This is a genomic window from Mesorhizobium sp. RSR565B, assembly GCF_054719465.1.
The window spans coordinates 1076413-1098673 of sequence record NZ_JBTTIE010000001.1; the positions used below are offsets into that span (position 1 = coordinate 1076413).

The 22261-nt window shown below is 63.9% G+C and carries 22 protein-coding genes; 11 read left to right on the forward strand and 11 right to left on the reverse strand.

Going from position 1 to position 22261, the window contains the following annotated elements:
* Positions 1-28 precede the first annotated feature (28 nt).
* The 3 genes from ACYG9R_RS05255 to ACYG9R_RS05265 all read right to left on the reverse strand — a co-directional run bounded on the left by ACYG9R_RS05255 (position 29) and on the right by ACYG9R_RS05265 (position 4218).
* Complete coding sequence (locus tag ACYG9R_RS05255) at positions 29-1516, reverse strand: aldehyde dehydrogenase (protein ID WP_023818585.1); 1488 nt, start codon at positions 1514-1516, stop codon at positions 29-31.
* On the reverse strand, positions 1513-2706 hold the full coding sequence (locus tag ACYG9R_RS05260) for a cytochrome P450 (RefSeq protein WP_023823563.1): 1194 nt from the start codon (positions 2704-2706) through the stop codon (positions 1513-1515). Before ACYG9R_RS05260 ends, ACYG9R_RS05255 begins: the two co-directional genes overlap by 4 nt.
* A gap of 63 nt (positions 2707-2769) precedes the next feature.
* Complete coding sequence (locus ACYG9R_RS05265) at positions 2770-4218, reverse strand: APC family permease (protein WP_023823564.1); 1449 nt, start codon at positions 4216-4218, stop codon at positions 2770-2772.
* A 166-nt stretch (positions 4219-4384) separates the two neighbouring features.
* On the opposite strand from ACYG9R_RS05265, the gene ACYG9R_RS05270 reads away from it, so the two are divergent.
* Genes ACYG9R_RS05270 through ACYG9R_RS05295 form a run of 6 tightly spaced genes read left to right on the forward strand, consistent with a single transcriptional unit; the run spans position 4385 to position 10836 of the window.
* Positions 4385-5155 (forward strand): IclR family transcriptional regulator, encoded by a 771-nt coding sequence (locus ACYG9R_RS05270; RefSeq protein ID WP_352446547.1) that lies wholly within the window; start codon positions 4385-4387, stop codon positions 5153-5155.
* Positions 5155-6438, forward strand: a complete 1284-nt coding sequence (locus ACYG9R_RS05275; RefSeq protein WP_023823565.1) for a Tm-1-like ATP-binding domain-containing protein — start codon at positions 5155-5157, stop codon at positions 6436-6438. The genes ACYG9R_RS05270 and ACYG9R_RS05275 overlap by 1 nt, the downstream gene beginning before the upstream one ends.
* Positions 6435-7097 carry an HAD family hydrolase gene (locus tag ACYG9R_RS05280; RefSeq protein WP_023820914.1) on the forward strand — a complete coding sequence of 221 codons (663 nt, stop codon included), beginning with the start codon at positions 6435-6437 and terminating at the stop codon, positions 7095-7097. The genes ACYG9R_RS05275 and ACYG9R_RS05280 overlap by 4 nt, the downstream gene beginning before the upstream one ends.
* Positions 7098-7117: 20 nt before the next feature.
* Positions 7118-8467, forward strand: a complete 1350-nt coding sequence (locus tag ACYG9R_RS05285; RefSeq protein ID WP_023823566.1) for an aminotransferase class III-fold pyridoxal phosphate-dependent enzyme — start codon at positions 7118-7120, stop codon at positions 8465-8467.
* A gap of 33 nt (positions 8468-8500) precedes the next feature.
* Positions 8501-9808: an aminotransferase class III-fold pyridoxal phosphate-dependent enzyme gene (locus tag ACYG9R_RS05290; RefSeq protein WP_023823567.1), complete on the forward strand. Its 1308-nt coding sequence runs from the start codon at positions 8501-8503 to the stop codon at positions 9806-9808.
* Positions 9805-10836 carry a phosphotransferase enzyme family protein gene (locus tag ACYG9R_RS05295; protein ID WP_023823568.1) on the forward strand — a complete coding sequence of 344 codons (1032 nt, stop codon included), beginning with the start codon at positions 9805-9807 and terminating at the stop codon, positions 10834-10836. The genes ACYG9R_RS05290 and ACYG9R_RS05295 overlap by 4 nt, the downstream gene beginning before the upstream one ends.
* Positions 10837-10853: 17 nt before the next feature.
* Here ACYG9R_RS05295 and hpaH read toward each other — a convergent pair whose 3' ends face one another.
* Genes hpaH through ACYG9R_RS05320 form a run of 5 tightly spaced genes read right to left on the reverse strand, consistent with a single transcriptional unit; the run spans position 10854 to position 15472 of the window.
* On the reverse strand, positions 10854-11660 hold the full coding sequence (gene hpaH / locus ACYG9R_RS05300) for a 2-oxo-hept-4-ene-1,7-dioate hydratase (RefSeq protein WP_081726824.1): 807 nt from the start codon (positions 11658-11660) through the stop codon (positions 10854-10856).
* Entirely contained in the window at positions 11657-12532 is an 876-nt protein-coding gene (locus tag ACYG9R_RS05305) for a fumarylacetoacetate hydrolase family protein (protein ID WP_023823570.1), read from the reverse strand. Before ACYG9R_RS05305 ends, hpaH begins: the two co-directional genes overlap by 4 nt.
* Positions 12533-12561: 29 nt before the next feature.
* The gene (hpaD, locus tag ACYG9R_RS05310) at positions 12562-13542 is read right to left on the reverse strand and encodes a 3,4-dihydroxyphenylacetate 2,3-dioxygenase (protein WP_023667829.1); all 981 of its coding nucleotides are present in this window, start codon (positions 13540-13542) and stop codon (positions 12562-12564) included.
* A gap of 14 nt (positions 13543-13556) precedes the next feature.
* Positions 13557-15074, reverse strand: coding sequence for a 5-carboxymethyl-2-hydroxymuconate semialdehyde dehydrogenase (hpaE, locus tag ACYG9R_RS05315; RefSeq protein ID WP_023823571.1), 1518 nt, complete (start codon positions 15072-15074; stop codon positions 13557-13559).
* Positions 15075-15085: 11 nt separating this feature from the next.
* Positions 15086-15472: a 5-carboxymethyl-2-hydroxymuconate Delta-isomerase gene (locus ACYG9R_RS05320; protein ID WP_023695203.1), complete on the reverse strand. Its 387-nt coding sequence runs from the start codon at positions 15470-15472 to the stop codon at positions 15086-15088.
* A gap of 201 nt (positions 15473-15673) precedes the next feature.
* Here ACYG9R_RS05320 and hpaR point away from each other — a divergent pair, with 201 nt between their 5' ends.
* Positions 15674-16069, forward strand: coding sequence for a homoprotocatechuate degradation operon regulator HpaR (hpaR, locus tag ACYG9R_RS05325; protein WP_023704722.1), 396 nt, complete (start codon positions 15674-15676; stop codon positions 16067-16069).
* 10 nt (positions 16070-16079) lie between these two features.
* Here hpaR and ACYG9R_RS05330 read toward each other — a convergent pair whose 3' ends face one another.
* Both ACYG9R_RS05330 and ACYG9R_RS05335 read right to left on the reverse strand, forming a co-directional pair.
* The gene (locus ACYG9R_RS05330; protein ID WP_023823572.1) at positions 16080-16589 is read right to left on the reverse strand and encodes a flavin reductase; all 510 of its coding nucleotides are present in this window, start codon (positions 16587-16589) and stop codon (positions 16080-16082) included.
* 6 nt (positions 16590-16595) lie between these two features.
* Positions 16596-18140 carry a 4-hydroxyphenylacetate 3-hydroxylase N-terminal domain-containing protein gene (locus tag ACYG9R_RS05335; protein ID WP_023823573.1) on the reverse strand — a complete coding sequence of 515 codons (1545 nt, stop codon included), beginning with the start codon at positions 18138-18140 and terminating at the stop codon, positions 16596-16598.
* A 92-nt stretch (positions 18141-18232) separates the two neighbouring features.
* Here ACYG9R_RS05335 and ACYG9R_RS05340 point away from each other — a divergent pair, with 92 nt between their 5' ends.
* The 3 genes from ACYG9R_RS05340 to ACYG9R_RS05350 all read left to right on the forward strand — a co-directional run bounded on the left by ACYG9R_RS05340 (position 18233) and on the right by ACYG9R_RS05350 (position 20371).
* The gene (locus tag ACYG9R_RS05340) at positions 18233-19102 is read left to right on the forward strand and encodes a helix-turn-helix domain-containing protein (protein WP_023823574.1); all 870 of its coding nucleotides are present in this window, start codon (positions 18233-18235) and stop codon (positions 19100-19102) included.
* A 269-nt stretch (positions 19103-19371) separates the two neighbouring features.
* Entirely contained in the window at positions 19372-20118 is a 747-nt protein-coding gene (locus tag ACYG9R_RS05345) for an IclR family transcriptional regulator (RefSeq protein ID WP_023823575.1), read from the forward strand.
* Positions 20119-20140: 22 nt separating this feature from the next.
* Positions 20141-20371, forward strand: a complete 231-nt coding sequence (locus tag ACYG9R_RS05350; RefSeq protein WP_023708113.1) for a helix-turn-helix domain-containing protein — start codon at positions 20141-20143, stop codon at positions 20369-20371.
* A gap of 86 nt (positions 20372-20457) precedes the next feature.
* Here the strand turns inward: ACYG9R_RS05350 and ACYG9R_RS05355 are convergent, their stop codons facing one another.
* Positions 20458-21183: an SDR family oxidoreductase gene (locus ACYG9R_RS05355; protein ID WP_023682721.1), complete on the reverse strand. Its 726-nt coding sequence runs from the start codon at positions 21181-21183 to the stop codon at positions 20458-20460.
* Between the two features lie 147 nt (positions 21184-21330).
* Here ACYG9R_RS05355 and ACYG9R_RS05360 point away from each other — a divergent pair, with 147 nt between their 5' ends.
* Complete coding sequence (locus ACYG9R_RS05360) at positions 21331-22227, forward strand: AraC family transcriptional regulator (protein WP_023823576.1); 897 nt, start codon at positions 21331-21333, stop codon at positions 22225-22227.
* Positions 22228-22261 lie beyond the last annotated feature (34 nt).

Sequence of the window (22261 nt, forward strand, 5' to 3'; positions counted from 1 at the left end):
AGCAGATACGCTGGCCTTTCCGCGAGGCTCAGAGCGCAATCCAGGCGGTCTTGAGGTCGACAAATTTCTCCAGCGCATGCAGCGACTTGTCACGGCCGAAACCGGACTGTTTGACGCCGCCAAGCGGCACGGTGATATCGGCTCCGCCATAGGTGTTGACGTGGACGACACCGGCGTTGATGGCGCGCACCATGCGATGGGCCGTGGAAAGATTGGCGGTCCACACCGCCGAGGCAAGTCCGTAGACAGTGGAGTTGGCGAGATGCACCGCCTCCTCCTCGGTCTCGAAGCGCATCACGCCGAGCACCGGTCCGAACACCTCCTCGCGCGCCAACTGCATCTCTTGCGTCACGTTCTCGAAGATCGTCGGCGCCATGTAGCTGCCGCCGGTCTCGGTCAGTATCCGTTCGCCACCGGCGACGAGACGGGCGCCTTCGGCTTGCGCCATGGCGACGAAGCCGAGATTCTTGTCCAGCTGTTCGGCGCTCGATACCGCACCGATATCGCTGGCGAGATCGAGCGGGTCGCCGACCTTGAGCCGCGTGGTTGCCGAGACAAGTTCGTCCATGAAAAGATCATAGACCGACGACTGGACGAGCAGACGCGAGCCCGCCACGCAGACCTGGCCTGAATTGCGAAAGATGCCGTTGGCCGAGACGACCGCCGCCTGCTTCAGGTCCGGAGCGTCGGCAAAGACGATGTTGGGCGACTTGCCGCCAAGCTCGAGGAAGACCCGCTTCAAATTGGAACGGGCGGAGTATTCGAGCAGCCGCCGGCCGACCGGCCCCGATCCGGTAAAGGCGATGGCGTCGACATCCATGTGGAGGCCAAGCGCTTCGCCGGCGACAGCACCATGCCCGGTAACGACGTTGAACACGCCTTCGGGAAGTCCAGCCTCGCTTGCGAGTTCGGCCAGCCGCAGCAAGGTCAGCGAGGCGATCTCCGGCGGCTTGACGACGACGCTGTTGCCGGTGGCCAGTGCGGGCGCAATCTTCCAGGCGCCGATCATCAGCGGGAAGTTCCACGGCACGATGACGCCGACGACACCGAGTGGCTCCCTGTGGATCAGCCCGAGCACATTGTCGGCCGTCGGCGCGATCTCGCCATAGACCTTGTCGATCGCCTCGGCGTAGTAGCGGATGGTGCCGGCCGCCGACAGTGGCTCGGCCTTGTAGGCCATGCCGATCTCGGTGCCGTTGTCGCGCACGCCAAGCACGACCAGCTCGTCGACATGTTCTTCGATCAGCTCGGCAAATTTCGTCAGCACCTTCTTGCGAAAGGCAGGGGCGGCGCGCGACCATGAACCCTTCTCGAATGCTTTTCGCGCCGATCGGACCGCGCGATCGATGTCGGCGGCATTGCCGTCGGCGATGCTGGCAAAAGGGCGGCCGTCGATCGGCGAAATCACCGCCAGCGTCGCGCCGCTCGTCGCTGCGGCCTGTACGCCATCGATAAACAAGCCCCGCTCGCCGATCTCCGTCTTGCGCAACGCGTCGATGGCATTCTGGCTGATCATTGGTGGCGGACTCCCAGGGAAACATACAACGTGGTTGGCGCTCGGAATTCCCAGCCGCGAAACACCGGCACCTTGCCCGGCACCAGGCTGAGATCGGGGAAGCGCAGGAGCAGCAGCCTTAATGCAAGGCACATCTGCTCGCGCGCGAAAAACCGGCCCGAACAGAAATGATGACCAAAGCCGAAGGCGGCATGATTGCCTTCCCTGCGGTTGATGTCGAAGCGGTCTGGATCGGCAAAGCGGCTCTCGTCGCGGCTTGCCGAGGAGACAAGTGCAGCGACCGCGGCGCCGGCAGGGATCGTTACGCCGCCAAGCTCGACCGCCCGCGTCGTCTGCCGCGTCTGGGTGCCGATCGGCGCCACCCAGCGCAAGCCTTCATCGACAGCCCTGGGCACAAAGGTCTCGGGATCGGCGAGCACCTGCCGCAATTGTTCGGGATGCGCAAGCAGGCCGGCGAGGATCGAACCGGCACCATGTCCGGGCTCCTGCATGCCGCCAAGCAGGATGACCTTGATGCTTGGCATCAAGAAATCGATCGGCCGCGTCGTGCCTTCCGGCATGCCGTCATGCAGCATATGCGACAGCGCCGATTCGTCGGGTGCGCGCGCCAGTCTATCCAGAGTCGGCCGGATGGCTGCGCCGACCTCGGCGCTGATCGCGTCGGCGATCTCTTGCCGCTTCGGGTCGTTCTCGAAATTGATGGCGCCCTGCGCAAGGCCATAGAACCAGCGGCGCAGCGTCGGCATGTCGATGTCGGCAAGGCCAAGCGAGCGCGCCAGGCTGAGCGTCGACACCGGCTCGAAATAATCCGCCATCAGCTCGGCGGAGCCTTGTTCGGCGATCCGGTCGAGAAAAGGTTCGGCAATCGACCGTACGAGATCGCCGGCATAGGCGGCGACGGTGCGCGGCCGGTATTTCGGATCGACGCCTTGGCGCAGCTGTCTATGCGTTTCGCCGTCGGTGGTCAGGATGGTCGGCTTGCCGAACGAGCGTTCGACCGGAGACGTACCGACGACGGCGGAGAAGATGTCGGGTGACTTTGCGACGGTCTCGACGTCCTTCCAGCGGGTGACGAACCAGAGATTGACCGCCGGCACGAAAGCGACAGGCGCACTGCGCCGCAGTTCCGCATAGATCGGATACGGATCGGCTTCCAGCGCCTCAACGGTGATGCTCTCGGCAAAGCTCAACGCCGTTACTCCCTTGCGATGGAAAGGGGCGGCGCCGAACGCGCTACCCCCTTGTCCTTTGTCCTAGTCCTTCAGCGGCACGCCGAGATTTTCGAAGGCAACCGGATCCCGGCTCTTCAACGCACCGGCAAGCAGCAGGCCGACCACCGCGGCAATCAGCACCAGCCCCGGCAGCAACACGCCAAGGAAGCCACCGGCCCCGGACAGGCCACCGAAATTAATGACGATCAGGTAGATGATGACGACGAAAGCGATGAAGGCCAGCCCAGGCAGGAAGGTGGTCTTCAGCGCATTCTCCTGCGTCGACGGGTTGGCGCGGAAGTACATCACCACGGCGAGCGAGGCCACCGCCATCATGACGATGACTCCCAGCGTCGCGACATTGGTCAGCCAGGAAAACAGCGCCAGAACCGGATCGAGGCCGAGTATCGCGAACAGTCCGATGACGATCGCTGCCAACACGCTCTGGATGACGGAAGCGACATGCGGGCTCTGGTGCACTGAATGCGTCACGCCGATCGCTTCAGGCAACAGCTTCTCGCGGCCCGAGACGTAGATGTAGCGGGCAACCGCGTTGTGGAACGCCAGCACGCCGGCAAACAGGCTCGACACGAACAGGATGCCCATGGCGTGCGACAGCATGGTTCCGGCGTAGCGGTCGGACAGGCCGAACAGGAAAGTCGTCGGATCCTGAAGCGCCTGCAGTGCCGGCAACAATTTGTCGACGCCGGCGCCGACCGCCATCAGCCAGGCCGTGACCATGTAGAAGACGCCGATCAGCAGCACGGAGAAATAGGTGGCGCGCGGAATGGTCACCTTGGGGTCGCGGGCTTCCTCGGCGTAGATCGTCGTCGCCTCGAAACCGATGAAGGCGGCGAAACAGAACAGGATGGCGATGGCGGGCGAGCCGCTGACGATCTGGCTCCAGCTGAACGGCGCCGCAGAGAGACCACTGTCGCCACCGGTCTTGAGGATGGCGAGGTCTAGCACCAGCACAACGATGTATTCGCACAGCACCAGCACCGTCAGGATCTTGGCCGACAGGTCGACCTGGCGGTAGCCCAACACCGCGACGATGGCAACGGCGATGAAGCTCCACACCCACCAGGGCAGGTCGATGCCCCAGCCGGCGAACAGGCCGGCGGTCGCGGCCCCCAGCAGGCCCATGACCCCGATCTGCATGGCGTTGTAGGACAGGATCGCGATGATTGCGGTTGCGCCGCCGGCAAAACCGCCCAGCCCGCGCGCGGCATAGGCATAGAAGGCGCCGGCATTGCCGACATGGCGCGACATGGCGACGTAGCCGACCGCAAACAGCAGCAGCAACACGGTCACGATAAGATAGGTGCCGGCAAAGCCCGCCCCATTGCCCATAAGCATGCCGAGCGGCGTGCCGCCGGCGACCGCGGTGAGCGGCGCCGCCGCCGAAATCACCATGAAGGTGATAGCGCCGACGCCAAGACTGTTCTTGCGCAGCCTGTTGGCGGGCACCTGTTCCGAAACTGCTGACATTTGTCCCTCCAGTCTTACGAACCCCTGGGTTCGCGGCCGCTCGGCCTGTTCCCTGAATGCCATTGGTTCATTATTTGAACCCTTATTTTGAATATAGACTTGCAAAGAATGCGGATGCCTGTCAAGTTAATTCACACATTAAGTTTCTATCCGAGCGGGAGGCTGGATGGGTACGGTCGGCAAGGCGATTTCACTTCTGGAGCTTTTCACGGCGGACGAGCCCGAGCTCGGACTTTCCGATCTCGCGCGGCGGTGCGCCTTGGACAAGGCGACGACGCGGCGGCTGCTGATGGCGCTTGGCGGCCATGGCTTCGTCGAGCAGGATGCCGGCACGCGGCACTATCGCCTCGGCGCCGGCCTGTCGCGGCTGGCGCGTATCCGCGAAGCCTGCTTCCCGTTCCTGCAAACGGCAATTCCCGTGGCGCAGGATTTGGCGGGTTCGACAACCGAGACGGTGCATCTGTCGGAATTCGGCGTCGACAGGCTGATCACCGTTTATGTCGAGCATTCAAGCTGGGCAAACCGGGTGAACATCGATGTCGGCCAGCTTCTGCCGCTGCATTCCACCGCCTCCGGCATCGCCTATCTCGCCTTCGCCGACAACGCGACCGTGAAAGCATGCCTGACAGGTTCGCTTGAGGCCTTCACCGATCATACCCTCGTCGAGCCGGCCGCCATTTCAAAGTCGATCGGCGAGGCGCGCGACCGCGGCTATTCGATCTGCGACCAGGGCCATGAGGACGGCGTGATCGGCGTCGCGGCTGCAATCCGCGCCGCCGATGGTCTTGCGCTGGGGACAATTGCGGTGGCAGCCCCGAAGGCCAGGACGACACCGGCTACGATCGTGGAACGAGGGCTTGCGGTTGTGACCGCGGCACGGGAGATTTCGATGCGCCTCAATGGCGAAAACCTGCAAACCCTGAGGAGGCAGGCCTGATGTCTGCAGATATGGCGACGCCCCGCATCCTGGTCATCGGCACGGGCGACACCAAGACCGACGAACTGCTGTTCATGAAAGCGTGTATCGAGGCATCCGGTGGCCGCGCCGTGATGATGGATGTCAGCGTGCTGGGCGCCCCCGCCTATAGTCCCGATCACGACAAGCATGCCGTTGCGCGGGCCGCTGGCGTGACGATGGCCGAAATCGTCTCGAGCGGCGACGAAAACACCGCCATGACATTGATGGCCGTCGGCGCCGTTCAGCTGGTGCGCCAGCTTCACCAGCGCGGCGAGATCGACGCCTTCATCGCCATCGGTGGTTCGATGGGAACCGATTTGGCGCTCGATGTCGCGCTGTGCCTGCCGCTCGGCGTGCCGAAATTCGTCGTCTCGACCATCGCCTACTCGCATCTCATTCCGCCCGAGCGCGTCGCGCCCGACCTGATGATGATCCTGTGGGCAGGCGGGCTCTACGGCCTCAACACCATCTGCAAGCTGGTCCTTTCCCAGGCCTGCGGCGCGGTGGTCGGTGCGGCGAGGATCGTGCTTGCATCCCGTGCTTCGGCCCCGGCGGTCGGACCGACCATCGGCATGACTTCGCTGGGCAGCAGTTGCCTGCGCTATATGAAGACGCTGAAGCCGGCGTTGGAGCAGCGCGGCTATGACGTCGCAGTCTTTCACACGACCGGGATGGGGGGCCGGGCCTTCGAATCGATCGCCAGCCAGGACCATTTCTGCGCGGTGTTCGACTTCAGCCTGCAGGAGATCACCAATCATATTGCCGGTTCGGTCGTCAGCTCCGGCGCCGACCGGCTCGAGAATGCCGGCGCCCGCGGCATTCCGCAGATCGCAGCCCCTGGCGCCGTAGACATGGTCGATTTGCCGACCTGGCAGGCGCTGCCGACAAAGTTCGCGCAGCGGCCATTCCATGCTCATAACAGGTTGATCGGCTCGATCACCGTCGATGCCGCCGACCGCCGTGAAGTCGCCAGGACCATCGCCGCCAAGCTCGGTGCGTCGAAGGGGCGCTCCGCTTTCATCCTGCCCTCCGGCGGCATCCAGGAATGGGATGCGCAGGGCGAGCCGCTGTACGAACCCGAAGCCCTCGCGGCGTTCACCGATGAGATGCGTAAGGCCATTCCCGCCGGCGTCGAGTTCCACGAGATCGACGCCCACATCAACAGCGACGAGTTCGTCGGCAAGGCGCTCGAAATCTTCGACCGCTGGGTCGAGGAAGGCATCATCCCGCGCGGCATGCCGGCCAAGGGAGTGGCTGCGTGAGCGCTGTTCCTGCCCAGGCGCTCGTCCTCGATTTCGGCGGCGTCGTCACCCGGACCCTTTTCGAGACCCATGCCTTGACCGAACAGGCGCTCGGCCTCGCGCCGGGAACGCTGCAATGGCACGGGCCGTTCGACCCGGATTCAGATCCGCTGTGGCGCTCCATGCAGGCCAACGACATCAGCGAGCGCGATTATTGGCGCACCCGCACCAGCGAAGTCGGCCGGCTCGTCGGCGAGGACTGGGAGGCAATGGAGACATTCGTCCAGCGCGCACGCGGAGCCGAGCCGGAAAAGATCGTGCGGCCCGAAGCCGTCCGCGCCATCCGGACCGTGCATGCGGCGGGATTTCGCCTGGCGATCCTGTCCAACGAGCTAGATCTGTTCTATGGCGCCGGCTTCCGTCAGCGGCTGCCGCTGCTCGAGCTGTTCGACACCATCGTCGACGCCACCTATACCCGCATCCTCAAGCCCGATCCGCGCGCCTATGCCTTGGTGACCGAGGCGCTTGGCCTGCCTGCCCGCGCCTGTGTGTTCGTTGACGACCAGCAGCGCAATGTCGATGGCGGCCGTGCCGCCGGCATGCGCACCGTTCATTTCGACGTCGCGCGGCCGGCACTTTCCTATGCCGAGGCCCTCGGCCATTTCGATCTCATCTCCTGAGACATTTGCGGAGCCTTGCGATGCGCGAGATCAATTTCCTCACCGAGAAAAACGCCAAGCCGATCTGGCATCCGATGGCACACCCGGCCGAGATGCGGGCCAACCCGCCAAAGGTGATCATGAAAGGCGAAGGCGTGATGGTCACCGACATCGACGGCAACACCGTGCTCGATGCGGTTGGCGGACTGTGGAACGTCAATCTCGGCTACTCCTGCGACCCCATCAAGAAGGCCATCGCCGACCAGCTCAGCGCCCTGCCCTACTATTCCGGGTTTCGCGGCACGTCGACCGGCCCATCGATCGAGCTCGCTTACGAACTCAGCGAATGGTTCGAACCGGAAGGCATGGTGCGGACCTTCTTCACCTCGGGCGGCTCGGATTCGGTCGAAACCGCACTGCGGCTCGCCCGCCAATACTGGAAGATCCGCGGCCAGGGCGACCGGACAAAATTCCTCGCGCTGAAGAAGGGCTATCACGGCACCCATTTCGGCGGCGCGTCAGTCAACGGCAACGCCAATTTCCGCCGCAACTATGAGCCGCTTATGCCCGGCGTCTTCCACATTCCCGCACCCTGGACCTTCCGCAATCCGTTCGATGAGACCGATCCGGCGCGGCTGGCCAAACTGTGCGCCAAAGCGCTGGAGGATGAGATCGCCTTCCAGGGCGGCGACACCATTGCCGCCTTCATCATGGAGCCGGTTCTCGGCGCCGGCGGCGTCATCGTTCCGCATGACAGCTTCATGCCGCTGGTGCGCGAGATATGCGACCGCCACGAAATCCTGCTGATCGCCGACGAGGTGGTCACGGGCTTCGGTCGCACCGGCGCCTGGTCGGGTTCGCGGCTATCCGGCGTGAAGCCGGATTTCATGACCATCGCCAAGGCGATCACCTCGGGCTATTTCCCGCTCGGCGCCACCTTGATCGGCGCCAAGGTCGCCGACGTCTTCGAGGCCGACAAGACCAGCTTCGGGGCGATCGGTCATGGCTATACCTATTCCGGCCATCCTGTCGGCTGCGCGGCAGGGCTGGCTGCACTTGCCGAGACCAAACGGCTTCGCCTGGACGAGAACGCAGCCGCGCGCGGCATCGAGCTCGCGGCGACGCTGGAGGGGCTAAAAGCCAAGCACGCGATCGTCGGCGACATCAGGTACAAGGGCCTGATGGCTGCGCTAGAGCTGGTCTCCGATCGCACGACGAAAAAGCCGGTGGACAAGAAGACCATGGCCGTGGTTTCGGAAGCCACTTATGACGCCGGCGTCATGCTGCGCGTGTCCGGCAACAACATCATCCTGTCGCCGCCGCTGATCATCGGCGCCGCCGACGTGGCAAAGATCGGCGAGGCCATCGATGCAGGTCTGTCGAGGGCCTGATAGACCCGCTGACGCAATGGAGTTTGGTACGCAATGACCCAATCTGAGAAGAACCCGAGCGAGGAAGCGCTCGTCAAGCGGCGTGCCCGCCTGCTCGGCGCGAAATCGCAATTGTTCTACGACGAGCCCGTGCACCTGGTGCGCGGCGAAGGCGTCTGGCTCTACGATGCCGACGGCCGCAAGTATCTCGATGCCTACAACAACGTCGCCCATGTCGGCCATTGCCACCCGCATGTGGTCGAGGCCTTGTGCCGTCAGGCAAGCCTGCTCAACACCCACACACGCTATCTGCACACCGCAATTCTCGACTATGTCGAGCGGCTGACGGCGACCTTCGATGCAAGCCTCGCCACCGCAATCCTGACCTGTACCGGCAGCGAGGCCAACGACATAGCGCTGCGCATGGCGCAGGCCGCCTCCGGCAATATGGGCATCATCGCCACCGACGCCACCTATCATGGCAACACGGCGGCGGTTTCGCAGCTCAGCACGCGCATGCCTCCGATCCGCGGCCGCGCCCCCCATGTCAGGCTGGTGCCGGCCCCCGACAGCTATCGCCATCCCGATGCGATGGCCAATGGCAAGGCCTTCGGCGACGCCGTGCGTCAAGCGATCGCTTCGCTGGCACAGGACGGCATTGGCCTGTCTGGCATCATCTTGTGTCCGCTGCTCGCCAATGAAGGTTTCTCGGCTCTGCCCACCGGATTTTTCGACGACGCCTTGGGGGCCGTGCGCGAAGCCGGTGGTCTGGTCATCGCCGACGAAGTGCAGCCCGGCTTCGGCCGCACCGGCAGCCATTTCTGGGGCCATCAGCGCGCCGGCTTCGTCCCCGACATCGTCACCATGGGCAAGCCGATGGGCAATGGCCATCCGATCGCGGCCGTGGTCACCACCAAGGAGATACTGGCGACCTTCCGCGACGCTTTCCGCTACTTCAACACCTTTGGCGGCAACCCGGTCTCCTGCGCGGTCGCCAATGCCGTCCTCGACGTCATCGAACAGGAAAACCTTGTCGCCAACGCGCAAGACGTCGGTGCCTGTGCGCTTGGCCTGCTGCGCCCGCTGGCCGATCGGCATGAGTGCATCGGCGAGGTCAGGGGGGCCGGACTGTTCTTCGGCGCCGAGCTGGTCCACGACCGCGACACGCGCGAACCGGCGCCCGACATTGCCGAGCAGGTCGCCAATCGCATGCGCCATCGCGGCGTGCTGATGGGCAAGACCGGCATCCACGGCAATGTGCTCAAGATCCGCCCGCCCATGCCGTTCTCGCGCGACAATGCCGAGTTCCTGATCGGCCTGCTGGACGAGGTGCTGGGTGAAGTCGGGGGAGTGCCGGCGTGAATTCTGTTTCCACCCAATGCGAGCCCGAAACGGCAGCCGATGTCACGGAGCTCGCCAGGCGTGCGCTCGAACATTGGGGCGTCCGCAACTCTGAGCCGGAACTTCTGAAGCACCGCGAGAACGCCGTCTTCCGCGTGCGGCTGCCGGATGGCCAGCCGGCAGCCATGCGCATCCACCGGCTCGGCTACCACACGGACGCCGCGCTGCGTTCGGAACTGCAATGGATGGGCTTCCTGCAATCCGCCGGCGTCGCCACGCCGTCTTGCGTCGCAACACAGGCCGGCGATCCGTTCGTGCTTGTCAGCACGGCCACCTCGGCGCAGCCCCGGCAGGCCGATTGCCTGAGCTGGCTGGAGGGCCGCGCCGTGGGCGCACGCGGCGTGCCACTGGTCTACACGGCCGACCAGTCGATCCAGATCTTCACGGCGATCGGGCGGACCATCGCCCATATGCACAATGTCACTGCCTCGTGGACGCCGCCCGCGGGCTTCGCCCGCCATGCCTGGGACTTCGACGGCTTCTTCGGTGCGAACCCGGTCTGGGGCCGGTTCGAGACCTCGCCCTTTCTCGATGGTCCTCGCCGCGCGCTGGTCTTGCAGGCGCGCGACAAGGCAGTGAAGGCGCTGTCGGAACATGAGCGCAGCGCGCGCAATTTCGGCATCATCCACGCCGATCTGGTGCGCGAAAATGTGCTCATCCATGACAGCGCGGTGCGCATCATCGATTTCGACGATTGCGGCCATGGCTGGCACATGTACGACCTTGCCGTCGCCCTCTACCAGAACCGCGAGGAGGCGATCTACCCGCTGATCGAAACCGCTTTGCTTGACGGCTACCAGCAAGAGCGTGCGCTGACCCCGCAGGACATCGCCGCATTGCCTCTATTCGCCGCCTTGCGTGCCTTCGCGTTTCTTGGCTGGGTGCAAAGCCGCGTCGAAGGCGACATCACCAGGGATGTCGGCTTGCGCATGTCGACCATCGCAGCCGATGTGGTGATTGACTACTTGCGCGGCGAACAGCCCAACTGACGAGCCGATGAGAGCCATCAGCTCTTGGCGAAATGGATGCTGACCGTTCCCGAGCTGCCGAAGTCGGCGACGATCGTATCGCCGGGCCGCGCCTCGACCGGGCGCACGAACGATCCGGACAGCACCACCTCGCCGGCCGCGATGGACATGCCGTAGCGGGCGAGCCTGTCCGCCAGCCAGGCAATGCCCATCGCGGGATGGTTGAGCACGCCGGCGCCAAGCCCGGTCTCCTCGACCTCCGCATTGCGCGAGACGATGGCGCCGATCCAGCGCATATCGACTTCATCGGGTCGTTGCGGCCGGCCGCCGATGACAATGCCGGCATTGGCGGCGTTGTCGGAAATCGTATCGAAGAAAGTGCGCGCCTTCTTTGTCTCGGCATTGACGCGTTCGATGCGCGTGTCGAGGATTTCGAGCGCCGGCGTGATATAATCGGTGGCGTTGAGCACGTCGAAGATGGTCACGCCTGGGCCCCTCAGCGGGGCCTTCATGACGAAGGCTATCTCGGCCTCGACGCGCGGCTGGATGAAGCGGCCGACGGGTATCGTCGCGCCGTCGTTGAAGAACATGTCGTCGAACAGCACGCCCGAATCCGGCGTGTCGATTGCGAGCGCATATTGCATCGCCCTCGATGTCAGGCCGATCTTCCAGCCCTTCGGGGTCAGCCCGGCATCGGTCTTGCGTTTCACCAGCGCTGCCTGGACGCGATAGGCGTCCTCCATCGTTGCCTCGGGAAAGTCGAGGCTGAGCAGACGGATCTGGCGGCGCGAACGCTCGGCTTCGAACAGCCTTGCCGCGGCATCTTCAACTTGCTCGGGGGTCACGATGCTACCTCGTCGACGACGCCGTTGCGGAGCACGCCGATGCCGTCGGCTTCGACTTCGATCACGTCGCCCGGCTTCAGCCAGATCGGCGGGTCGAAGCGGGCGCCGGCGCCGGTCGGCGTACCGGTGACGATGATATCGCCTGGCACCAGCGTGGTGAAGGTGGAGACATAGGCGATGATCTTGCGGAACGAGAAGATCATCCGGCTGGTGCGGTCCTGCTGGCGCAATTCGCCATTGACGCGGGTGGTCAGCGCGATGTCGGCAATCTGCGCCTCGTCGGTGAAGGGCACCAGCCACGGACCGAGCGAGCCGGTGCGGTCGAAATTCTTGCCCTGCGTGACGTTGAACTTGGCGTGCCGTACCCAATCGCGAATGGTGCCTTCGTTGCACAGGGATAGTGCCGCGATATGGTCAAGCGCATCCCTCTCGGCGATGCGTCGTCCACCCTTGCCGATGACGATGACGATCTCGCCCTCATAGTCCAGCTGGGGCGATTCCGGCGGCCGCACCAGCGGCGCGTCGTGGCCGACGAAGGAGCGGGGGAAGCGGATGAACAGCGACGGGTTGGAAGGCGCGGCCTGGCCGTCCTTGTACTCTTCGTTGCGGTCCGGGTAGTTGACGCCGACGCAGATGATCTTTTCCGGCGACGGCACAGGGATTTCATAAGCGATGGCGCCGACTGGAAAATCGACGGCGTAGGCTTCGGCCTCTTCCGCCAGCCGCCGTAGCACGCCGGCCTCGATCACTTCGCGCAGCGTCGGCCACTGGCTGTGCCGCGCCGACAGGTCGACGACGCCCTTATCTGTGACCACGCCATAGCGCGTCTTGCCGCCGACGGTGAAGGTGGCGAGCCGCCCATGTGCAGTCATCCCGGTCTCCGTCAGGTTCGCGTCTGTGGTCACGGTGCGATGATCGGCGACGCCGTCAAATCCGGTTGGCGTGCGGCCGCGCCGGCAAAGGTGCTGCCCTCCTCGAACCAGCTTTTCGGCGCCGGCGCGCCCCATAGCGTCTGGCGCTGCGGGTCCTTGAGGTCCCATTTGATCGGCTCCAGATCCGGATCGACCGTCTGGTAGTCCGAGCAATAGATCTCGATGCGGTGATTGTCCGGGTCGCGGACATAAAGGAAGAAGGCGTTGGAAATGCCATGCCGGCCTGGGCCGCGCTCGATGTTTGCGAGGTAACCGGTCGTCGCCATCAGATCGAGCAGGTCGATGATGTTGAGCGGTGTCGGCACCCAGAAGGCGACGTGATGCAGGCGCGGACCCACACCGTTGGTGAAGGCGATGTCGTGGACACCGCCCTTGCGGTGCGTCCAGGCCGCCCACAGCTTTCCGCTACTGGCATCCTCGGTGTATTCGGTGACGCGGAAGCCAAGCTCGTTGTAGAAGGCGACGGACTCGTCGACATTGGGCGAGAAGCAGTTGAAGTGGTCGATGCGCAGCGGCTTCACGCCCTTGTAGAGCGCATATTTCTGATGAATCGGCGGCAGCCTTTCCATTTGGGCAAAGAACTCGAGCGGAATGCCGTGCGGGTCGCGGGTGCGGAAGGTGCGCGACTGGTACGGTCGCTCGACCCACTCGACCGGCAGGCCTTTTGCCTTGAAGAAATGCTCGGCCTTGTCGAGATCCTCATCCGAAAAAACCTTGAAGCCGAGATCGCGGGCTTCGGCGCTGCCGGCCTTCTTCAGCACGATGCAGTGGTGTCCGCGCTCTTCCAACGCCCTTAGATAGATGGCTTCCGATGTCTCGTCGGTAACCTGCAGGCCGAGCGTGTCGACATAGAAGGCGCGGGATTTCGCAAGGTCGGTGACCGCCAGTTCGACATGGCTGAGGCGCACGATGTTGAAGGCGGGATAGAGGTTTGGTTTGGGCAGTGGCATCCGATGTCCTCCGGTCAGCCGCCGAGTTTCTGGATCGCGTGCGCTGAAGTGGCGAAGGCGATGTTCTTCGTCTCCATGTAGAAATCGAAGGAATGGTCGCCGCCGTCGCGGCCGATGCCGGAATTCTTGACGCCGCCAAACGGCGTCGGCAAATGCCGCACATTCTCCGAATTGACCCAGATCATGCCGGCGTCCAGCGCATCGGTGAAGCGGAAGGCGCGGGTAACATCCGACGTCCAGAGATAGCCGGTCAGGCCGTATTGGGTGTCGTTGGCCAGCGCCAGCGCTTCGGCCTCGTCCTTGAAGGAAATGGCGGTCAGCACCGGCCCGAAAATCTCTTCCTGGGCAATGCGCATCCTGTTGGTGGCGCCGGTAAACAGCGTCGGGCTGACATAGCAGCCACCGCCCGGACCGGCGAACTTGCCGCCGCCGGCGGCTACCACCGCGCCTTCCGATTTGCCGATCTCGATATAGGAAAGCACCTTTTCCTCGTGCACCGGATGGATCAGCGGACCAACCACCGTTTTGGGATCGAGCGGATGGCCAACCTTGATGCGCTTTGCCTTCTCCGCAACCAGATCCGTGAATGTGTCGTAGACCGAGGCTTCGACCAGAAGCCGCGACGATGAGGTGCAGCGTTCGCCGTTGAGCGAGTAGATCATGAACACGGCCGCATCCGCCGCACGTTCGAGATCGGCGTCGGCGAAGACGATCACCGGGTTCTTCCCGCCCAGTTCGAAATGCACGCGCTTCAGCGTATCGGCGCCCTGTTTCATGATCATCGAGCCGGTGCGGCTCTCACCGACAAAACCGATCGCCTTGATGTCAGGGTGCTCGGTCAGCGCCTTGCCGGCGTGCTCGCCGAGGCCGTTGACCAGGTTCCACACGCCTTTCGGCAGGCCGGCCTCCTCGGCGATCTCGACCAGCAGGCGAGCGGTCAGCGGCGAAAATTCGGCCGGCTTGTGGACGACGGTGCAGCCTGCCGCCAGCGCCGGCGCGATCTTCCATGTCGACAGCATGAACGGCGTGTTCCACGGCGTGATGATGCCGACCGGGCCGATCGGCACGCGCGTGGTGATGTTGACCTGGCCTGTCGTGCGCAGCGTCTCGCCGTCGCGCGCTTCCGGCGCGCGGTCGGCGAAGAAGCGGAAATTCTCGGCGCCGCGCAGCGCGGCCTTGGCCATGAATTTCAGCGCCTGGCCGGTGTCCATGCACTCGACGAAGGCGATCTCCTCGGCGCGCGCTTCGATCGCATCGGCTATCTTGTGCAGCAGCTTCTTGCGCCCGTCGCCCGGCATGGCGGCCCAGGCCGGGAACGCCGCCTTTGCCGCCTTGGCGGCGCGGTCGATATCGGCGGCGCTGCCACGCGCGACCTTGGCCAGCGGCTTGAGATCGACCGGCGACATGGCCTCGAAGGTCGAGCCATCCACCGCCGGCACCGCTTCGCCGCCGATCTGGTTCAGCACGCCGTCGCGCTTGAAACAGGCCAGATAGGCCTCGGCCTTTTTCAGATTGCCTTCGAGGTCGGACATATCAGCTTCCGTCACTTGCCGCGCAGTCGCGGGTGGATTGCATTTTTCTTCCAGCTCAGGACCGGATCGATTTCCCTGATCTCCAGGGAAAGAGCGAAATGCGGGGTCTCGAACAGGGGGGCGAGGTATTCGCTCACGGCGGAGAAGACCGCCTCCCCGGTTCGTCTCTTGTCCTCGGCACTGCGGCCGGTTCCAATGCGAAACGACATGTCGAGAAAGGCGTTTTCCGGTAAGCTGTCGGCGATCGCATAGGCCTCCGCGCGGAAGGCCCGCACCCGCACCGCGCCGGTTTCAAACAGCCCGGTGCCGAGCACGGTGCGCAACACCAGCGCGCACAATTCGCTCATGTCGACCTTGGCATCGAGGTTGGCCGAATACTCGATGGAAAAGTGAGGCACCGCGTCTCGCTCCCCGTATTGTTCCACTGCTGTAGTTAACGCGTTAATTACATGCAGCATCACTGAAGTCAAGCCTTGCATCCAAGTTGAGGCGACGATACGGGATGGAAAGGTCAGGTTTTGGCGTGCGGTCCCGCCGACCGCCCGCATCATTGGGGACGCTGCTTCTTGCTGCCTGAAAACACCCGTCGTTCTCTGCCGATGGCGCTGCTCCATGCCCGCGAAGTGGTGATGGCGCGGTTTCGTCCAATGCTGGCGGCGCATGATGTGACCGAACAGCAATGGCGCGTGCTGCGCGTTCTGAGCGAGGCCGGCCCTGTCGAGGCGACGGAACTTGCCGATCGCGCTTCGGTGCTGCCGCCCAGCCTGACACGCATCATCAAGACGCTCGAGGGCCGAAAATTCATCACCCGCAACAAGGCGGAAGGCGATGGCCGCCGTGTCGTGCTGACGATCGCCCCGGCGGGTTCCGCCCTGATCGATGCCTTGTCGCCGGAACGCCTCGTCATCTACCGCGACATCGAACAGCGCTTCGGACATGAGAGGCTCGAGCAATTGCTCGATCTGCTGGAGAGCCTGATCGCCGGCGAGAGCTGATTGCTGCGGCTCAGCCGCCAAAGCTGCCAAGCCGCGTCGGCTGCGTGTAATTGCGGTCGACATAGAGCAAGGCCGAGCCGCCGCTGCCGTGCCTGACGTCGATAACGCGGCCGATCATGACATTATGCGTGCCGACGATGTGCACATCCTCGATCTCGCAATCGAAATTGACGATCCCATCGGACAGCGCTGGCGTCCCCGAGGTCAGCGTTTGCCAGCGCGCCGCCGAATAGCGTGCCTCCATGTCCCTGGTCGCGCCGGCGAACTTGCCGGCCAGGTGCATATGGTCATGCGTCAGCACGTTGACGCAGAAGCGCCGGTTGGCGAGAAACATGGCCGCCTGCGTCGAGCGGCCGTTCATGCACACCAGCAGTGTCGGAGGTTCGTCCGACACACTGCACATGGCGGTGGCGGTGAAGCCGCCGCGCCCGGCCGGGCCATCTGTCGTGACGATGTTGACCGGCGCGCAGACCCTTGCCATGGCGTCGCGGAAATCGGCCTTCGAAATCTGCGTGGCCATCTGACATCACCCCGCCGATGAAGCGAGCGGATTGAGCCAGGTATCTCCCGTCCAGCCATTCTCGTCATAGTCGGCCATGCAGGTATCGACCAGTTCTTCCATGGCCTTCAGCCGGCCGCCGCGTTCGGCGCCCTTCAGCACCTGCAGCCGCACCTCTTCCGGCGCACCGGCATAGTTGAGTTCGTAGAGCGCGTGGCGGCCGCCGAACTCGGTGCCGGTCGCGTCCCACAACAGTTTCATGATCTTGATGCGCTCGACATGGCCCATGTCGTTGGAACCGCGCACATACTGCGCGAGGTATTTGTCGATCTCGGGATTGTTGAAGTCGCGCACCGATGACGGCAGGTAGATCAAGCCGGAGGCGATCACCCGGCGCACCGTGTCGATGACGCGCGGATAGGCTTCCGACATGAAAGTCCGGTAGGCAAGGGCTGCTTCCAGGTTGGGCAGGACAGCGCCATTCGCCCAGGGGATCGGATTGTAGGCCATGGCGTTGGAAAAGCTCCAGAACATGTGCCTGAGCGCGATGACCTCGCCCAGCGCCGCCTGGTTGCCGCGGAAGGCATCGCCGCCGGTGGCGCGCAGCGCCTTTGCCAGCAGGCCGGCGAGGAAGTCGAGCTTGACGGCAAAGCGTGTGCAGCCCTGGAAGCAATAGCCATGCATGAAGCCCGAAGCCGGATGGAAGGACAGGATTTTCTGCGCCTCGCGCAGCACCAGCACGTCCTCCCAGGGGATGAAGACATTGTCGAGCACCAGGATGGCATCGTTCTCGTCGAAGCGCGACGACAACGGATAGTCGAACGGAGCCGCCGCCGTGTTGGCCGTCTGCTCATAGGAGACGCGGCAGAACATCTTTACCCCCGGCGCATTCATCGGCACGATGAACATGACCGACAGCGACGGATCTTCGGTGACCGTCGCCGAACTCTGCGCCAGGAAATTGTAGTGGGTCAGCGCCGAGGACGTCGCCACCACCTTGGCGCCGGAGACATAGATGCCGGCGTCGGTCTCCTTGGTGATGTGGACGAAGACATCCTTCACCTGTTCGGCCGGCTTGTGGCGGTCGATCGGCGGGTTGACGATGGCGTGGTTCATGAACAGCACGGCTTCCTGCGCACGCTTGTGCCAGGCGAGCGCATTGTCCTTGAACGGGCCGTACCAGTCGGCATTGGCGCCGAGCGTGTTCATCAGTGCCGCCTTGTAATCGGGCGTGCGGCCCATCCAGCCATAGGACATGCGTGACCACTCGGCGATCGCGGTCTGCTGGGCCGCGAGTTCGCCGGAGGATTTGGCGACGCGGAAATATTTGTGCGTGTAGCCGCCCGAACCAGTATCGGTCGGCGAGGTCAGCGTGCCCCGCCGCTTGGGATCGTGCAGCGCATCATAGAGGCGCGCCAGCGACCGCGCCGAATTGCGCATCGCCGGATGGGTGGTGACCTCGGCAATGAGCTCGCCGTTGATGTAGACCTCGCGGCCGTCGCGCAGGCTCTCCAGATACTCGGCCCCGGTGAACGGGCGCCCATTGTCGGCACGAAAGTCTTCCGATCGCATGATGTTCCTCCACTTATGGCATCAACTCTAGCGCTCCTGGCAAGGATCGGTTAGGACGTAACGGCAAAACCGATTGGACTTTTTCCGGCGCTATGAGCCTCAATTCCATTCCTGATTTCTTTGTCTATGGCGAGCCGGTGCGGCCGCTTGATGTCGGCTTCCTGCATGTCGAGACGGTGCTTGCGCGCAGCAACATACATCTCGGCCAGGTTGCCGCGCACAAGCATCCGCAAATGGGCCAGATCACCTACTGGACCAGCGGCTCCGGCACCTACCGCATCGAAGACCAATCCTGGGACTTTTCGGCACCGGCCGTCAGCTTCGTGCCGAGCACCATCGTGCATGGCTTCTCGATCGGGCCCGGCACCGACGCCATCGTCGTTTCGGTCGCCGATGATGCGCTTGCGGCAATAGCCGCTCACAGCCTGCTGCCATTGGACCGGCCGGTCTTTGCCGATAGCCTTCCTCAGCACGTCGCGTGGAAAAGGCTTGCGGCGGTGCTGGAGATGCTCGCCACGGAATATGCCGAGGCGCAGGCCGGGAGTGACAAGACCCTGCCGGCGCTGATTGCCGTCGCGCTCTCCCACATCGCGCGCCTTGGTCCCGAGGTGAAGGATGCCACCGGTTCTTCCGATGCTGCATTGGCGCGCGGCTTGCGCTGTCTGGTCGATGCGCATTTCCGCGACAACTGGCCCGTCGACCGCTACGTCGAGGCGCTGGCCACGACACCGCATCTTCTCGACAAGGCCGCCCATACGGTGCTTGGCAGCGGCGTCAAGCGACTCATCGGCGAGCGACGGTCGCTGGAGGCCAAGCGCTTGCTGCTGTTCACCGTGCGCACCGTCGAGGACATCGCCTACGAAATCGGCTTCGAAGATCCGGCCTATTTCTCACGCTTCTTCCGGGAGCGGGTTGGCCAGGCTCCCGCCGCCTGGCGCCGCGCGCAGCTGGGGCAGAGTTGAAGCTTCGGCGCCGGCCAGGATCAGGCGGTTTGGGCCGACACGCCGGCCAGGCACGGCGCCGCCGAGTTGATCCACCTGTTGATAGGTGTTGCCGCGCAGCATCACCCCGCGCACGGCGCGGCGCATCGAGATGATGTCGCCGCGAAACTTGCTGGTGTTTTTTCGTCGCTTCCAAACGGTTCGTTATTTGAACCACCATTTTATGTGCTATGAGCGGACTGCAAGGTGGATTGGCTTCCGTCCCATGCGAAGTATCTTGAGGATGCACGATGAGCACAGTCGGCAAGGCGATATCGCTGTTGGAGCAGTTCACGCTCGGCGAACCGGAGATCGGCCTGTCCGAGCTCGCCCGCAAAACCGGCCTCGACAAGGCGACGGCGCGGCGCCTGCTGATGGCGCTGGCCGACCACCGCTTGATCGAACAGGAGCCGGCAAGCCGCCGCTACCGGCTCGGCGCCGGCCTGTCGCGGCTGGCCCGCTTTCGCGACGCGCATTTTCCCTTCGTGCGCGTGGCAGCACCTGTGGTTCGCGAGCTGGCGCTGGAAACCGGCGAGACGGTGCATCTGTCGGAATTCAGCGCCGGCGCACTGCTGACGGTCAATGTCGAGTTGTCGGCAAAGGCCAACCGGGTCAATGTCGATGTCGGCCAGGTGCTGCCCTTGCACGGCACCGCCTCCGGCATCGCCTTTCTCGCCGCTTCGCCTCGGGAAGCGGCCGAGGCCTATGTCGACAAGCCGTTGCCGACCTTCACGCCACACACGGTGACGCAGCCCGACAGGCTGATGAAGGCGATCCGGCTTGCCGCCAAGCGCGGCTATTCCTCGAGCTCCCAAGGCTATGAAGAAGGCGTGCACAGCATAGCCGCGGCAATCCTCGGCTCCGATGGGCGTCCTCTCGGTGCGCTCGCGGTGGCCTCGCCTGTGTCACGCGCCGATGACAGCATGGCAGCCAGCCAAGGCGAAGCGGTGATCCAGGCGGCGCGGCTGATTTCAGCGCGCCTGGCCGGCGAAGCCTGACATCTCTACCGTCGCAGGGGAGATGATTAGCGGGTTAAGTTCCCAGCGGCGCACCGGCCTTGCCGCGAGACCGGAACGCTTCGTCTGGGACAGGCGGCTGGAGCGCAGCAAGGAAGAATTGTTGTCGCCCGCCCGCGCGTCGCCCACGATCTCGGAAATCGCCTTTGCCTGCGGGTTCAATTCGAGTGCGCATTTTTCGCGCGCATTCGAGAGCCGGTACGATGTGGCCCGCGGGAGTTGCGCCAGAGGCTGAGGGCGGTGGTGCATTAAGGGGTGGGCCGTTTGCCGGATCTTGGAGAGCGCCGTAGCTCGCCGAAAGCCGGCATCCGGCAGCAAGTTCTACATATTGGCAGCGGTTGGCCGCACGATCACTTCGTTGACGTCGACGCCATCGGGTTGATCAAGCGCAAAACGGATCGCCCGTGCAATGGCGTCCGGTGTGAGCGACTTCTGCCGCCATTCTTTCAGAGCCGTGGCGACCTGAGGATCGCTGATATCGTCGCCCAGTTCGGTTGCGGTCACTCCGGGGGAGATGATCGTGGCGCGGATGTCGTCATGCTCCTGCCGCAGCCCCTCCGTGATTGCCCAGACGGCATATTTCGTGCCGCAATAGACCGCCGCGGTGGGCAGCACGATATGCGCGCCGACCGAGGCGACATTGACGATATGCCCATTCTTCTGGGCGACGAAGCGCGGCAGCACCGCGGCGATCCCGTTCAGCACGCCGCCGATGTTGACATTGATCATGCGAGACCACTCATCGCGCTTCAGCGCGGCAAGCGGCGACAGCGGCATGACGCCGGCATTGTTGACCAGCACATCGATCTGCCCGAATTCGGCATGAGCGGCATCGGCAAAGGCGTCGAAATTCGCCGCGTCAGTCACGTCGAGTTCGCGCCACGCGACGCCTTTGCCTATTTCTGCGGCCAGCGCCTTGAGCCGCTCGGTGCGGCGGGCCCCGATGAACAGTCTGGCGCCGGCACCGGCAAGTTCCCGAACCGTCGCTTCGCCGATGCCGCTGGAGGCGCCGGTGATGAGTACAACCTTGTCTTTAAGTCCCGTCATGATCGTTCCTTTTTCGCTGCGGTGACGGGGAGATAGATGGCGCGAACTGGCAAAGGCCGGTAGCGTGATCGTCCAAAGAGTTTGCACGATCCTCCAAATGAACTCGAAATGCCTTGCAACATTTCGCGCCATGAAGATTTATGCGGCATGGAGAAAATCAATGAACTCGCCGAGCTGATCACCCGCTTTGCGCCGAAATCTGGCATGGCCGGCACTGCGGTGCCGCGGCTGTCGCTCATTCGCGCCAACCAGCCCAGTGCACCCGTGCCTGCGGTCTACGAGGCGTCGCTTTGCATAATCGCCCAAGGATCGAAGCGCGTCTCGCTGGCCGACCAGAGCGTGGTCTATGACGCATCGAGCTACCTGCTCGTCTCGGTCGACCTGCCGCTGGTCGGGCATGTGTTGGAGGCGAGCCCGGCGGCGCCCTACCTCTGTTGCAAGATAGATTTTGATTCCACCGCGCTGGCCGAACTGCTTGTGAAAGAAGGACGTGCATCCCCCAGCAGGGATCTGCCGGTGTTAGCTGCCTATCCAAGTGACTCCGACCTGATTGATGCCGCCTGTCGGCTTGTCAGGCTGCTCGATCGCCCCGAGAGCGTCACCGTGCTGGCGCCGCTGATCGAACGCGAAATCCTTTACCGGCTCCTCACCGGACCGCACGGTGACACGCTTCGCCAGATGGCGTCGGTGGACAGCCACTTGAACCAGGTCAGCCGCGCCATCGCCACGATCCGCAATCATTTCCAGGCACAACTGCGCATCGAAGAGATTGCGGCGGCATCAGGCATGAGCGCGTCGTCCCTTCATGCCCATTTCAAGGCGATTACGCGCATGACCCCGCTCGAATACCAGAAGCAGCTGCGCCTGCAGGAGGCGCGAAGGATTATGCTCGCCGGCGGCGCAAACGCAGGCACGGCCGGGTTCGCGGTGGGCTATGACAGCCCTTCGCAGTTCAGCCGAGAATATCGTCGCCTGTTCGGTGCGCCGCCCCGGAAAGATATTGACCGCCTTCAGGCGACACCCAGTTCGGCTGCGGCTTATTGAGTTTTCCGAGCGGCATGCGCCAGCCATGGCTGGT